At 72.2% G+C, this 13,781-nt stretch carries 12 protein-coding genes; 8 read left to right on the forward strand and 4 right to left on the reverse strand.

Annotation, left to right across the window (positions count from 1 at the left end):
• Window positions 1–27: 27 nt before the first annotated feature.
• From secF to ATK36_RS03020, 4 genes are all read left to right on the forward strand, one after another.
• Window positions 28–1,230: a protein translocase subunit SecF gene (secF, locus tag ATK36_RS03005; protein WP_098510298.1), complete on the forward strand. Its 1,203-nt coding sequence runs from the start codon at window positions 28–30 to the stop codon at window positions 1,228–1,230.
• 4 nt (window positions 1,231–1,234) lie between these two features.
• The gene (locus ATK36_RS03010; protein ID WP_098509712.1) at window positions 1,235–1,753 is read left to right on the forward strand and encodes an adenine phosphoribosyltransferase; all 519 of its coding nucleotides are present in this window, start codon (window positions 1,235–1,237) and stop codon (window positions 1,751–1,753) included.
• Between the two features lie 346 nt (window positions 1,754–2,099).
• Window positions 2,100–4,499, forward strand: coding sequence for a RelA/SpoT family protein (locus tag ATK36_RS03015; protein WP_211291807.1), 2,400 nt, complete (start codon window positions 2,100–2,102; stop codon window positions 4,497–4,499).
• A gap of 31 nt (window positions 4,500–4,530) precedes the next feature.
• The gene (locus ATK36_RS03020) at window positions 4,531–5,307 is read left to right on the forward strand and encodes an enoyl-CoA hydratase/isomerase family protein (protein WP_098509713.1); all 777 of its coding nucleotides are present in this window, start codon (window positions 4,531–4,533) and stop codon (window positions 5,305–5,307) included.
• Window positions 5,308–5,406: 99 nt separating this feature from the next.
• Here the strand turns inward: ATK36_RS03020 and ATK36_RS03025 are convergent, their stop codons facing one another.
• Complete coding sequence (locus ATK36_RS03025) at window positions 5,407–6,288, reverse strand: peptidylprolyl isomerase (RefSeq protein ID WP_098509714.1); 882 nt, start codon at window positions 6,286–6,288, stop codon at window positions 5,407–5,409.
• Window positions 6,289–6,423: 135 nt separating this feature from the next.
• On the opposite strand from ATK36_RS03025, the gene ATK36_RS03030 reads away from it, so the two are divergent.
• Both ATK36_RS03030 and ATK36_RS03035 read left to right on the forward strand, forming a co-directional pair.
• The gene (locus ATK36_RS03030) at window positions 6,424–7,008 is read left to right on the forward strand and encodes an MBL fold metallo-hydrolase (protein ID WP_098509715.1); all 585 of its coding nucleotides are present in this window, start codon (window positions 6,424–6,426) and stop codon (window positions 7,006–7,008) included.
• Window positions 7,005–7,658: a hypothetical protein gene (locus ATK36_RS03035; protein WP_211291766.1), complete on the forward strand. Its 654-nt coding sequence runs from the start codon at window positions 7,005–7,007 to the stop codon at window positions 7,656–7,658. The genes ATK36_RS03030 and ATK36_RS03035 overlap by 4 nt, the downstream gene beginning before the upstream one ends.
• Before the next feature lie 13 nt (window positions 7,659–7,671).
• On the opposite strand, the gene ATK36_RS03040 is transcribed toward ATK36_RS03035, so the two are convergent.
• The 3 genes from ATK36_RS03040 to ATK36_RS03050 form a co-directional block, all read right to left on the reverse strand.
• On the reverse strand, window positions 7,672–7,938 hold the full coding sequence (locus ATK36_RS03040; protein ID WP_098509717.1) for a hypothetical protein: 267 nt from the start codon (window positions 7,936–7,938) through the stop codon (window positions 7,672–7,674).
• 369 nt (window positions 7,939–8,307) lie between these two features.
• Window positions 8,308–9,726, reverse strand: coding sequence for a YibE/F family protein (locus ATK36_RS03045; protein ID WP_245914240.1), 1,419 nt, complete (start codon window positions 9,724–9,726; stop codon window positions 8,308–8,310).
• 794 nt (window positions 9,727–10,520) lie between these two features.
• Complete coding sequence (locus ATK36_RS03050; RefSeq protein WP_098509718.1) at window positions 10,521–11,498, reverse strand: GlxA family transcriptional regulator; 978 nt, start codon at window positions 11,496–11,498, stop codon at window positions 10,521–10,523.
• Window positions 11,499–11,597: 99 nt separating this feature from the next.
• On the opposite strand from ATK36_RS03050, the gene ATK36_RS03055 reads away from it, so the two are divergent.
• Both ATK36_RS03055 and ATK36_RS03060 read left to right on the forward strand, forming a co-directional pair.
• Window positions 11,598–12,296 (forward strand): DJ-1/PfpI family protein, encoded by a 699-nt coding sequence (locus tag ATK36_RS03055; protein WP_098509719.1) that lies wholly within the window; start codon window positions 11,598–11,600, stop codon window positions 12,294–12,296.
• Between the two features lie 1,013 nt (window positions 12,297–13,309).
• Window positions 13,310–13,663, forward strand: coding sequence for an STAS domain-containing protein (locus tag ATK36_RS03060; protein ID WP_098509720.1), 354 nt, complete (start codon window positions 13,310–13,312; stop codon window positions 13,661–13,663).
• Window positions 13,664–13,781: the final 118 nt, after the last annotated feature.

Consider the following 13,781-nt stretch of genomic DNA (forward strand, 5'->3'; position numbering starts at 1 on the left):
ACCCCGGACGCCGGTACCCCGGCAGGCGTGCCCGGCGAGCAGGACACCCCCGCCCCGGCGGGCACGGAGGGGAAGAAGGAGAGCTTCTTCCACCGGCTCTACGTCGGCACCGGCGCGCTGGACATCATCGGCGCCCGCAAGCGCTGGTACCTGTTCTTCGTGGTGCTGCTGCTGGCCTGTATCGGCTCGATGGTCTTCCGCGGCTTCCAATTCGGCATCGAGTTCGAGGGTGGCACGCAGCTGCAGCTGCCCGCGCACGGCGCGCACGGCGAGATCACCAAATCGCAGGTCATCGAGTCGTTCCAGAAGGCGCTCGGCGAGCAGCCCGCGGAGACCCAGCAGGTCGGCGCGGGCTCGGCCTCGACCTTCCAGCTGCGCACCGAGACCCTCGACGCCGCTTCGGTGGCGAAGGTCAAGCAGCAGCTGTTCACCGACCTCGCGCCGCAGGGCGGCAACGGCCAGCCGAGCGTGGCGGCGATCAGCGACAGCGCGGTGAGCTCGTCCTGGGGCGGGGAGATCTCCCGGCAGGCCCTGATCGCGCTCGGCGTGTTCCTGGTCGCCGTGGTGATCTTCCTGGCGATCTACTTCGACACCAGGATGGCGCTGGCGGCGCTGATCTCGCTGCTGCACGACATCGTGGTCACCGCGGGCGTGTACTCGCTGGTCGGTTTCGAGGTCACCCCGGCCACGGTGATCGGCCTGCTGACCATTCTCGGGTTCTCGCTCTACGACACGGTGGTGGTGTTCGACAAGGTCCGGGAGAACAGCCGCGGGCTGCTCGGGCTCAGCCGCCGCACCTACGCCGAGGCGGCCAACCTGGCGCTGAACCAGACGCTGATGCGCTCGTTCAACACCGCGTTCATCGCGCTGCTGCCGATCCTCGGGCTGCTCGTCGTCGGGTACATCCTGCTCGGCTCGGGCACCCTGCAGGACCTGGCGCTGGTGCAGCTGACCGGGACGCTGGTCGGTGTGCTGTCCTCGGTCGCGCTGGCCACCCCGTTGCTGGTGGACTTCAAGATGCGCGATCCGCGGTACAAGCAGCAGGCCGAACGGGTCCGGGCGCGCCGGGCGAAGGCCGCCTCCCGCGAGGGCGCGGACTTCGACGCGGGCGACGACGACCAGCTGGCCACGGAGCTGCGCAAGGAGAAGGCGTACGCGGCGGCGGCCGGGGTGCCCGCGCGCATCCCGAAGGCGAAGCCGCGGTCGTCCGCGCCCCGGAAGAAGCGCTGAGCGGATGCGGCTCGACGCGGCCCTCGACCTGATCGCCGAGGTGCCGGACTTCCCCGGGCCGGGGGTGCTGTTCCGCGACCTGAGCCCGTTGTTCTCCGACGGCGCCGGGTTCGCCGCGGTGACCGACGGCCTCGCCGCCACATTGGCGCCGGAGGCCGAGCTGGTCGCCGGGGTGGAGGCCCGGGGATTCCTGCTCGCCGCGGCGGTGGGCTACTCGCGAGGCCTCGGTGTGGTGCTCGTGCGCAAGCCGGGCAAGCTGCCCGCAGTGGCCGGGCGGGTGGACTACGCGCTGGAGTACGGCACCGCGAGCGTCGAGCTGCCGGCCGGGGTGGTGCGCGCCGGGCAGCGGATCGCGGTGCTCGACGACGTGCTCGCCACCGGCGGCACGGCCGCGGCCGTCGGCGAGCTGCTGGAGGACGCCGGGGCCACGGTGACCGGCGTGTCGGTGGTGCTGGAACTCGCCGCGCTGGGCGGCCGGGCGGCACTCGGCGGCCGTTCCGTGCACGCGCTGCGGTCGGTCTGACCTGTAAGGGCTGTGAAGGGTCCCTTCACGGACCCGAAACCGGTCCGGTGCACGCCACGAGGTGGTCGCACACACCTCCGCATCGCCCGCTGCCGGGTCCCCGACCAACTTTGCCGGAACCCTGGGCTCTGGATCCGTGAAGGGGTCCTTCACAGCTTCGGGGGCGGAGTGGTCCGGCTCACCCGGGAACGGGGCGTCGCCGGGGGGTAGCGGAGGCGCAGAGGTTACGCTGGAGGTTCAGAAGCCGCACGAGCAGCAGGAGGTGCGGGTGAGCCAGGAGCTCGACGCCGATGTGCCCGCCAAGGGCTCGGTCTCCGGGAAGAACCCAGTCTCCGGGAAGAACTCCGTGTCCGGGCAGAATCCGGGCTCCCCGAAGAGCGCGGCCCCCGGGAAGAACCAGGGCGCGGGCAAAGGCTCGGCGGCCGGGAAGGACGCCGGTCCCGGGAAGGGCTCCGGCGCGCAGCCGCCACGGGGCAACGGTGCGGCACCCACTCCCTCGGCCACCCGCCGGGTGCGGGCGCGGCTGGCCCGGCGCATCACCGCGCAGCGCGCGGCCCCGGTCAAGCAGGTGCTCGAACCGCTCGCAGTGTGCCACCGGGAGCTGCACCCCAACGCGGATCTCGCGCTGCTGCAACGGGCCTACGACGTGGCCGAGGAGCTGCACCGTGACCAGCGGCGCAAGTCCGGCGACCCGTACATCACGCATCCGCTCGCGGTGGCCACCATCCTCGCCGAACTCGGCATGGACACCACCACGCTGGTGGCCGCGCTGCTGCATGACACGGTGGAGGACACCGGGTACTCGCTGGAGCAGCTGAAGGCCGATTTCGGCGACAAGGTCGGCGAGCTGGTCGACGGGGTCACCAAGCTGGACAAGATGAAGCTCGGCACCTCGGCGGAGGCGGAGACCATCCGCAAGATGGTGATCGCGATGGCGAAGGACCCCCGGGTGCTCGTCATCAAGCTGGCCGACCGGCTGCACAACATGCGCACCATGCGGTTCCTGCCGCCGGAGAAGCAGGCCCGCAAGGCCCGCGAGACGCTGGAGGTGCTCGCCCCGCTCGCGCACCGGCTCGGCATGGCGACGGTGAAGTGGGAGCTGGAGGATCTCGCGTTCGCCATCCTGCAGCCGAAGAAGTACGACGAGATCGTGCGGCTGGTCGCCGACCGTGCGCCGTCGCGGGACACCTACCTGCGCAAGGTGATCGCGGATCTGACCGCGAACCTGGTGTCCTCGCGGGTCACCGCGAAGGTCGAGGGGCGGCCCAAGCACTACTACTCGATCCACCAGAAGATGATCGTCCGCGGCCGCGATCTCGACGACATCCACGATCTGGTGGGCGTGCGGATCCTGGTCGAGGACGTGCGGGACTGCTACGCCGCGATGGGGGTGGTGCACGCGCTGTGGCAGCCGGTGCCCGGCCGGTTCAAGGACTACATCGCGCAGCCGCGGTTCGGCGTGTACCAGTCCTTGCACACCACCGTGATCGGCCCGGACGGCAAACCGCTGGAAGTGCAGATCCGCACCTACGAGATGCACCGCACCGCGGAGTACGGCATCGCTGCGCACTGGCGGTACAAGGAGACCAAGGGCACACACGCCACCAACGGCGGCGGCATGGAGCTGGACGAGATCGCCTGGATGCGCCAGCTGCTCGACTGGCAGCGGGAGGCGGCCGATCCGGGCGATTTCCTGGAGTCGCTGCGCTACGAACTCGGCGCGCGGGAGATCTTCGTGTTCACGCCCAAGGGTGACGTGATCACGCTGCCCGCCGAGTCCACGCCGGTGGACTTCGCCTACGCGGTGCACACCGAGGTCGGGCACCGCTGCATCGGCGCCCGGGTGAACGGGCGGCTCGTCGCGCTGGAGCGCAAGCTCGAGAACGGCGAGGTCGTGGAGATCTTCACGTCCAAGGCGGACACTGCCGGGCCGAGCCGGGACTGGCTGCAGTTCGCCGGGTCGCCGAAGGCGCGGGCGAAGGTCCGGCAGTGGTTCGCCAAGGAACGCCGCGACGAGGCGATCGACGCCGGCAAGGAAGCGATCACCAAGGAGATCCGCAAGGTCGGCCTGCCGATCCAGCGGCTGGTGTCGGCGGAGTCGATGGGCTCGGTGGCCAAGGAGCTGCGCCACGGCGACATCTCCTCGCTGTACGCGGCCGTCGGCGAGGGGCACACCAGCGCCAAGCACGTCGTGCAGCGGCTGGTCGCGCTGCTCGGCGGGGTGGACGAGGCGGAGGAGGAGCTGGCCGAGCGGGCCACGCCGTCCACCGTCACGCGCCGCCGCGGCTCCAACGACGTGGGCGTGATCGTCAAGGGCGCGGGGGACATCTGGGCGAAGCTGGCGCGTTGCTGCACGCCGGTGCCGGGCGACGAGATCCTCGGGTTCGTGACCCGCGGCGGCGGGGTGAGCGTGCACCGCACCGACTGCACCAACGCCGGCGATCTGCGCGCCCAGCCCGAGCGGCTGGTCGAGGTGGAGTGGGCGCCGTCCTCGTCCTCGGTGTTCCTGGTCGCGATCCAGGTCGAGGCGCTGGACCGGCACCGGCTGCTCTCGGACGTGACGAAGGTGCTCGCGGACGAGAAGGTCAACATCCTCTCCGCCTCGGTCACCACCTCGCGCGACCGGGTCGCGGTGAGCCGGTTCTCCTTCGAGATGGGCGATCCGAAGCACCTCGGGCACGTGCTGAAGGTGGTGCGCGGGGTGGAAGGCGTCTACGACGTGTACCGGGTCACTTCCGCGTCCTGACCGGGGGCCGGTTCCGGCTAGGGTGCTGGCCATGACCGACGGTTTCTCCTTCACCTCCGACGGCGCGATCGGCAGGCTCACCTTCCGCAGGCCGGCGAAGATGAACGCCATCACGCACGAGATCTGGTCGGCGATCCCGGACGTCGTCGCGCGGGTCGAGGCGGATCCGGAGCTGAAGGTGCTCCTGCTGACCGGCGAGGGGCCGCACTTCTCCGCCGGGGCGGACATCGGCGAGTTCCGCACGCTGCGTGCCACCGCCGAGGCCGTCACGACCTACGACCGGGCCGTCGACGCCGCGGTGGCCGCCCTGACCGGCATGCGGAAGCCGTCCGTGGCGATGATCCAGGGCAACTGCATCGGCGGCGGCTGCCAGCTCTCGGTGGCGTGCGATTTCCGTTTCGCCGCCGGCGACGCCCGGTTCGGCATCACCCCGGCGCGGCTGGGTATCGTCTACCACTTCGCCTCCACCCGGCTGCTGGTCTCGCTGGTCGGCCCGGCGCACGCGAAATACCTGCTGCTGTCCGGAGAACTGGTGGGCGCCGCGCGCGCCCGCGAGATCGGTCTGGTGCACGACGTGTTCCCGGCCGCGGAGCTGGAAGCCGCCACGGCGCGGTTCGTCGAGACGCTCTGTTCGCGTTCGCAGGGCTCGGTGCGCGGGATGAACCGGATCATCGAGAAGATCGTGGCCGGCCAGACGGAACCGGACCAGGAGACCGAGGACCTCCGGCTGTCCGTTCTGCACGGCGCGGACTACGCGGAGGGCGTGGACGCGTTCCTGGCCCGGCGCACGCCCGAGTTCACCGACTGACCCCGCGCTGCCGCCGTCACGCCCGGAGTCCGCACGCCGCCCACCCGCGACCCCGAAGGCTGTGAAGGGGCCCTTCACAGCCTTCGGGGTCGGGAGCGGTCAGGAGACGGTGACCGAGGTGAACTTGACGGGTTCCTTCGGCTCGCCGGTGACGCCGTCCTGGCCGACCGAGCCGAGGCCGGCCTTCGCGATCTTGTCCAGCACCTGCAGCCCGGAGTCGGCGATGCTGCCGAAGACGGTGTATTGCGGCTGCAGCTGCGCGTTGCCGTAGAGCATGAAGAACTGGCTGCCGCCGCTGTTCGGCTGGCCGGTGTTGGCCATCGCGAGCAGGCCGCGGCCGTACTTCGTGGTGTCGACGACCTCGTCCGGCACCGTGTAGCCGGGGCCGCCGCGGCCGTCCTGGCTGACGTCGCCCTTCGCGTTCGGGTCGCCGCACTGCAGCATCTGCAGCTGGTCGTCCACGCCGAGGCGGTGGCAGATCGTGTCGGTGTAGAAACCGGCCTTGGCCAGGCTCACGAAGCTCTGCACGGTGCACGGCGCGAGCGCGCGGTCCAGGGTTATCGGGATGTCGCCCTGGGTGGTCTTCATGGTGACCGTGACGGTGCCGCTGGAGGACACGTTCTTGCCGTCGGGCACCGGCGGCTTCTTCGCCGGCGCCTGGCCGGTCTTGTCCTCCGGGTAGGAGCACGTCGTCGGGTTCGGCAGCGCCTTGGGCCGGGCCGGCATCGCAGCCCGCTCGGCCGGGATGTTCTTGACCGTCGGCATCGGCGGGTTCGAGCTCGACGGCGGGGTGGCGGCGGCCTGATCGCCGCTGCCCCCGCTGTTCACGATCCACACGACCAGACCGGCGACGATGAGCACCACACCGCCGACCACTCCAGCGCCCACGATCTTGCGCCGCTTCGCTCGCTCGGCCCGGCGCACGAGCTGCCGCTCGAGTTTGCGCTTCGCGGCCTCGCGGCGCTGCTGGTTGGTCGCCACCCGCCCTCCAGTTTCCGCTCGGAGTCACACGTCTGAGGTAGCGGCAGTGTATTGCCACGGCCTGTGAGGACTCTGTACAGGGGCGGCTAGTCTCTTCGTGATCGTGCTCGGGACGACTTCGCCGGAGGATATTTCGTGCTCGTCGCCGGATTCTCCGTAGGCCCGCTGCAGTCGAACTGTTATCTCCTGGCGCGTGTGTCGGGAGGTCCGTGCGTCGTGGTGGATCCGGGGGAGGGCGCGGCCGAGCCGCTCGCTGCCGCGTTGGCCGAGCACGGCCTGACGCCCGCCGCGCTGCTGGCCACGCACGGGCATCCGGACCACGTCGGCGGGGCGACGGCCGCGTCGGAGCGCTACGGCGTGCCGCTGGGGCTGCACCCGGCGGATGCCGAGGGCTACGAGGGGCCGTGGGAACCGCTCGCCGAAGGACCATTGAGCGTCGCGGGCCTGACCGTCGGGGTGCTGCCGCTGCCGGGGCACACGCCCGGGTCGGTGGCGTTCACCGTCGAAACGGACGAAGGTGGCAGGCTGGTGCTCACGGGGGACACGCTGTTCGCCGGGTCGATCGGGCGTACCCGCGACTCCGGCGCCGACCTGGAGAAATCGTTGCGCACCTTGCTCACCTTGGCCGACAACACCGTCGTGCTGCCCGGCCACGGCCCGGCCACGACGCTCGGGCGAGAACGCGCCGGCAACCCGCACCTGCCCGGCGCGGCGCGGTGAGCGGCGGGGAAAGCGTGCCCTCGCCGGAGCGCACGCCGTTGTTCGAGCAGGACCCGAAGGGGCGCCGCCGCCGGCTGTGGTCGGGGATCGTCGGCGTGCTGATGGTGGCGGCCGCGTTCGGCGGGCTCGCCGGGCTGATCGGCGGCCGGGTGCCCGGGCTGGTGACCGCGGGGGTGATCGGGCTGCCGCTGGTGTACGTGGTGCTGTTCGCCTTCCGCCGGCGGATTTGGCTGGAGGGCACCGAATTGGTGGTCCGGACGTGGGGCGTGCGGCGGGTGGACCTGATGACCGTGCCGCGGGTGGAGGTGGTGGTCACCGACGTCCGCGGCACCCGCACGGTGGGCCTGCTGGTGCACGCCGGTCACCGCCGCCGCTCGGTGAAGCTGGACGTGGCCGCGTTCGCCGGCACCGGCGGACGGGAACTCGGCCCGCTGGTCCTGCGCCGGCTCGCGGACGCCCTGCTGAACAACACCGAGGCCAACGGGCTGGTCTTCTCCGAGCTGCTGGTGGCCGAACTCCGTGCGGAAGCCCGGGGTGACGCGGTCGCGGAACGTCCGCTGTACCAGTTCGCCTCGGCCGCCCCGTCCGGCCGTTACCTGCAGCGCTTCCCGATGGAGGCCGTGAGCCGGTTCGTGGCCACGCTGGACTGATCCCGGCCGTCCCTCAGGGCCGGGCGGGCTCGGTGCGCTGCGGTGCCTGTTCTTCGAGGCCGTCCACCCGGGCGCGGATGCGGTCGAGCTGGTCGGACAGTTCCGGCAGTTCCCCGGCGACGTAGGTGAGTAGCCGTTCCAGCTGGCGGAGCGTGGCGCGGACGTTGTCGAGGGCGGTGGCGATGCGCGGCACCGATTCGGCGGCCTCCAGCACCGCCGCGAAGAGACGGCGGACGAGGTGCACGGTGACCCGGGGTCCGGCCAGGACGGCTGTGAACACGGCCCCTCCTCGAGTGCGGCGTCGGGGTGTCGGCAAAGTCGGTGTGAGGGGCCCTGGGCAGACCGTGGAGGTCTGTGAAGGTCCGTGGAGGGGCCCTTCACGGACTCTGAGTCTGTGAAGGGCCCCTTCACAGACCCGAGACGGGTCCGGCGCACACCACGAGGTGGTCGCGCATCTCGAACACCTCCGCTTCGCCCGCTGCCGGGCGAAATCGACGACGATGGCAGGCACCGCCGATGATGACGCGGCAGCCGCGGCACTCCGCTGGCCACAGGCCCTTCGACCAACTTTGCCGGGACCCTCGAGTGCGGCGTCGGGCACTTCGTACCGCACCCGCGGAGGCCGGGCGGGACCGGGGCGGAGCCGGTGTTACTGCGGTGGCGCAGCGCGTTTGGTGGTGCTGATGAGGTGGTCCATCGGCTCGCGGGAGGCGATCAGCGCGGCCAGCACCGTGGTCACCGGGACCGCCGCGACGATGCCCACCGAACCGGCCAGCGTGCGGATGATCTCCGAGGCGATGTCCTCGCTGGTGAGCAGCGAACCCAGCCCGACGCCGGAGATCGCGGAGTACAGCATCACCGGCAGCGCGGCGCCGGCGTAGGCCATCACGAGCGTGTTGACCGCCGAACCCACGTGGTCACGGCCGATGCGCAGGCCCGCGCCGTACAGCTCGCGCCAGCCGAGCGACGGGTTGGCACGGCGCAGTTCCCACACCGCGCTCGTCTGCGTGATCGTCACGTCGTCGAGCACGCCCAGCGCGCCGATCACGATCCCGGCGAGCAGGAGACCGCGGGCGTCGATGCCGTGGCCGAGCGAGCCGATCAGGGTGGTCGTGGCGTCGTCGAGGCCGGTGAGCGAGGCGGCCGCGGAGAAGATCGCCGACAGCACGCCGATCAGGGCCAGGCTGACCAGCGTGCCGAGTACCGCCACGGAGGTTCTCGCGGACAGCCCGTGCGTCAGGTACAGCGCCAGGAACATGATCGCGCCCGCCCCGGCGATCGCGACCAGCGGCGGGCTTTCCCCGGCGAGGATCGCGGGCAGCACGAACAGCACGATCACCACGAAGCTCAGCCCCAGCGCGACCAGCGCGGCCAGGCCCTGCCAGCGGCCCAGCACGAGCACCGCCACCGCGAAGAGCGCGGCCAGCAGCACCAGCGGGGTGCTCCGCTGGAAGTCGACCAGCTGGAACGACTGGGGATCCAGCGCGTTGCCGCCGTTGTAGGCGAGCACCACGTCGTCTCCGGCGGAGAACCGCGGGGTGCTCGGCTCGATCGGCACGGTCAGCTGCAGGGACTTGCCCGTCGCCGGGCCGTCGGTCATCCGCAGCTGCACGGTCAGGCAGGGCTTGTCGCCCGGTGCGGGCTGCGAGCCGACCTGCACCTGACCGGGCTGCAGGCACGGCCCGGACGCGGCGGTGACGATGCTCGCCGCCACCGGCGTGCCCTGCGTGACGGCGCTCGACGGCAGCGCTTTTCCCCAGGGATAGAGCACGATCATCGCGACGACGGTCGCGACGGCGAGCGGGGCCAGCAGCCAGATGAGCAGGGTGCGGACCCGTTTCGACGCGGGGGCGGCCGGGCCGTGGCCGTGTCCATGTCCATGGGTGACGGCGGGGGCGTTGTCGGGTGGGTGGCCGTGGTCCGGACCATGGTCGTTGCCGGTGTCGTGGTCGTCGGCCCGCCCGTGCCGGTGGTCCGGCCCGTCGTGGCGGTCCGGCCGGTTCCGGGTGCCCGGTCCGGTGCGTGCCCGGCGGATCGGCGGGTGCGGACCGGATCCCGAAGTGTCCACTTCGGACGGTCCGGCCGGGCTCCGGTCGTCCCCGGGTGGCTGTCCGGCCCGCGGGGGGCCGGGCGCCGGATGCTCGCCGGTGGCCCGGCGAGGCGCGGCCGGGTGCGGGGTGTCCCCGTCGCGGCGGACCGGGCGCCGGGGTGACTCGCCCTCCGCCGGAACACTTTCGTCGCCCGGACGGCGCGCACGGCCGGTTCCGTCCGCGGTGTGCCCGGCGCGGGTACGGTGTGGCGCGCCGGGCCGTTCAGGACGAAAGGGACCGGGTTCGTGTCGTGGCCGGCCAGACGGGTCGGCACCGGACCGCAACGAACGGGCCGGATCGTCCTCGGGTCGTGCCGCGTGCCACTGCGCGCCTGCCGGGTCGGTGCCCTGCCGCGCACCGGTGGGGTCGCTGCCGGTCCGCCTTGCGCCGGTCGGTTCGGCACCGGGTCGCTGTCTGCGCGGCTGTTCGGGGCCGGGCCGGGGTGCGCCGGTCGGGTCACCGCCAGGCCGTCCGGCATCGGCATCGGCCCCATGCCACTGTCCGCTGGAGTCCGCGCCGGGCCATCCCGGAGGTTCGGCCGGACCCGGTCGTCGCGGCGGGGCAGGGCGTTCCGGTCCGCCGGTGCGGGGACGCCGGGCTCGGCGCGGGTCGTCCGGGGGCACCGGCCGGGCGCGCGGGCCGGGGTCCCGGTGTGCGGGGCCGGGGTCGTCGTCGGGGTAGTCGCGCGGTGCCACGGCGCACATCCTGCCCTCCCGGCGGCGGGTTCACCGGTACCGGGTGGGGGAGGAGCCGGGCGGATCCGGCGTTTCGCTCACACGTACGCGGTGCGCACGTGCACCCGCCGGTAAGCCGAGGGCGGGGTGTCGAAGTGGTCGAGGAAGGCCTGTCGCAGGGTTTCGGTCGATCCGAAGCCGCAGCGCCGGGCGATGGCGGTGAGGGGGAGGTCGGTGCCGGACAGCAGGCGGGCCGCGTGCTCGGCGCGCACGGTGCGGACGTATTTCCCGGGCGTGGTCCCGAGATGGGCGTCGAACAGCCGGGTGAGCTGCCGGGCACTGATGCCCGCCTGCCGCGCGAGCACGGGCGTGCCGAGGTCCCCGGCGAGATGCTCGGCTACGTAGGCGGTGAGGTCGCGGACCTGCCGGTGCTCCGGCGGCGGCCCGGACAGGAACATGCTCACCTGGGCCTGGTTTCCCGGCCGCTGCAGGTAGGTCACCAGGGTGCGGGCGGCTTCGCGGGCGAGGGCCGGGCCGTTGTCCTCCTCGACGAAGGCGAGCGTGAGGTCGAGCCCGCTGGTCACGCCGGCCGAGGTGTAGGTATCGCCGTGCCGCACGAAGAGCGGGACCGGGTCCACCGACACGGCCGGGTACCGCGCGGCCAGCTCCGTGGCGTGGGCCCAGTGCGTGGTCGCGCGGCGCCCGCTGAGCAGCCCGGCCGCGGCGAGCACGCCGGATCCGGTGCACACCGACGCGGTCCGCCGGCTCCGCTGGGACAGCCGCCGGACGTGTTCGAGCAGCCGCTGGTCCGCGGCGGCCGCCCGGTGCCCGGTGCCGCCCGCGACCACGAGCGTGTCGAGTTCGCCGCGGATCTGGTCGAGCCGCGCGTGCGGGGTGAGGGTGAGTCCGGACTGGCAGGGGAACGGCTGTCCGTCCACAGTGGCCAGACGGACGCGGTACGGCCGGCCCGCGCCGAGCCGGTTGGCCGCGTCGAGCACGTCCGCGACGCAGGCGATGTCCAGCAGTTCGGCGTCGGCGTACCCGATGAGCACGACCTGCCGCGGGGCGCCCGGCATGTCCGGTACGGTAGCAGCCCCGCCCGTCCGGAAGACAGGGTTCGCAGGATTCCGGACATCGGCCGGGCGGCACCCGGCGTGCGGCGGGATGGTGGGGAGATGACCGAAAAGACCTTCGCCTTCGTCGTGTACCCGGGCTTCACCGTGCTGGATCTGGTCGGCCCGCTTCAGGTGCTCAACCACCACGCGGCCACCGATCCGTCGGTGCGGGTCGTGGTCGTGGGCGAGACCCGGGAGGCGCTGGGTACGGACACCCCGCTGCGCGTCGCGCCGAGCCATACTTTCGCCGAGGTCCCGGATCCGGACTGGGTGCTCGTGCCCGGCGGGGCCGCGCCCACGCTGCGCGCGCTGTCCGACACCACGCTGATCGCCTACCTCCGGCACGCCGCGGCCGGGGCCGCGCTGATGACCTCGGTGTGCACCGGTTCGCTGCTGCTCGGCGAGGCGGGCCTGCTGGAGGGACGGAAAGCCACCACGCACTGGCTGTTCCGGGATCTGCTGCGGGCCTTCGGTGCGGAGCCGGTCGCGCAGCGGTGGGTGGAGGACGGCCCGGTGATCACCGCCGCCGGTGTGTCGGCCGGCATCGACCTCGCCCTGCACCTGGTTGAACGGATCGCGGGCCCGGCCGCGGCCCGGGGGGTGCAATTCGCCATCGAGTACGACCCGCGGCCGCCGCACGGCCCGCTGGACTGGGCGGAGGCACCGCACGAGAGCCTGCGGTCACGGCGGGAGGTCGCTCTGCGTGATGGCCTGGCCGATGCGCCGGAGTTGCGGGACAAGCTGCTCGCCCAGTGGTGAGCGCCGGCGCGGTGGGGGCTCTGTGCGGGGTCCCGGCAAAGTCGGTCGAGGACTCGTGATCAGCAGAGTGGGCCGTGGCTGCCGCGTCATCCATCGACGGCGACTGTCTTCGTCGTCGATTGCGCCCGGCCGCGGGGCGAAGCGGAGGTGTTCGAGGTGTGCGATCACCTGGTGGTGTGTGCCGGACCTGTCTCGGGTCTGTGAAGGGGCCCTTCACGGACTCTGAGTCTGTGAAGGGCCCCTTCACGGACCTCCGCGGTCTGCGCAGGTCCCCTCACACCGACTTTGCCGACACCCTGGGGCTCTGTGCGGGGTTGAGCGGTGGCGTGGCCGGGGCGCCTGTGACAGGTCCGGATTGCGTACTGCGCCGCGTAGGTCGATGGGCGCGGGGCGGGTTCGCAGGGTGACGGTGTCGATGCTTGGCTTCACCTGTGTGGGGTAAGGCCGTTCCCACCGGGGGCCTGAATGGCTTGCGGTGGAACAGTTTGCGCGGGTTCGGTCGGATGCGTGGGCGTGATTGGCGGCGTAGCCGGTTGTAAACGGGGGCTTTCTCGCGCGGGCGGGTGCGTGCTGCCCTTGCAGGGCACGGGGGTCGGCTGCGCGGTCGGGTCGCTGATGCGGCTCGCGGGCACGCTTGAACAGGCTCGACGAAACAGGGAGGGCGTGCGCAGGCGTCAAGCGACGCGGCGGCCTCTTTTGCGGGCGCGGTCTCATCAGCGCGACGCGGCATTGCTTCGCTCATGTCCGAATGACCCCGGCGAAGCTGCCACAGGGGCCCATGCGGCATGCCACGCCTCGCGCCCCACCCGAACGACCCGTCCCCGAAGCTGCACCACCCGAACGATCCGTCGTGAGCCACCCGCACCGCACGATCCGGACCACCCGAACGATCCGTCGTGAGTCACCCGCACCGCACGATCCGGTGCCGGTATCGCGCACCGCACGCGTCCATCTCGGTGACCTGCCCCGCCGGAACCCTTGACCGGCCCCCGGGGGCGGGTACCGTCGTATGGATGGCTTCCTGCCGCGGGGCGAACGGTCTCACCCTCCTCACCACCGTCCGGGACGGTGACGTGGTGCTGGTGACCGCCGCGGGGGAGATCGATCTGGCCTCGGTCGGGTACTTCCGCGCGGTGCTGTCCGACGCGTGCGGGGCGGGGGAGAAGCTGGTCGTCGACCTTACCCGGGTGGGTTACCTCAGTTGTGCCGGATTGCGGGCATTGGAGGAGGCTCGCCGGTCCCGTCCGGCACTCTCCGTGGTCGCGACGGGATCGCTGGTGCTGCGGGCGTTCGCGGTGTCCGGGGTCGGTGCGGCCGTTCCGGTGCGGCCGCGGTTGCGGGAGGCGTGCGCGGCGGCCGGGGCGTGAGCGCGGGGAACGGATCCCGGCGTACTGTGCCGATCATTACCAATCCGACCACAGTCACGGCCTCATGGCTTCGGAGCAACGGTTACGTGCCGGGTGGGGGTCGGCCTGCTTTTGGCCG

The organism is Amycolatopsis sulphurea, assembly GCF_002564045.1.
GTDB classification, from domain to species: Bacteria; Actinomycetota; Actinomycetes; order Mycobacteriales; family Pseudonocardiaceae; genus Amycolatopsis; species Amycolatopsis sulphurea.

What these genes read in the sequence shown, in the direction of transcription:
- ATK36_RS03010 (WP_098509712.1), top strand. Translation starts at nt 1,235, where the DNA reads ATGCGGCTCGACGCGGCCCTCGACCTGATCGCCGAGGTGCCGGACTTC.
- ATK36_RS03020 (WP_098509713.1), top strand. Translation starts at nt 4,531, where the DNA reads ATGACCGACGGTTTCTCCTTCACCTCCGACGGCGCGATCGGCAGGCTC.
- ATK36_RS03050 (WP_098509718.1), bottom strand. Translation starts at nt 11,498, where the DNA reads ATGCCGGGCGCCCCGCGGCAGGTCGTGCTCATCGGGTACGCCGACGCC.
- ATK36_RS03055 (WP_098509719.1), top strand. Translation starts at nt 11,598, where the DNA reads ATGACCGAAAAGACCTTCGCCTTCGTCGTGTACCCGGGCTTCACCGTG.
- ATK36_RS03060 (WP_098509720.1), top strand. Translation starts at nt 13,310, where the DNA reads ATGGCTTCCTGCCGCGGGGCGAACGGTCTCACCCTCCTCACCACCGTC.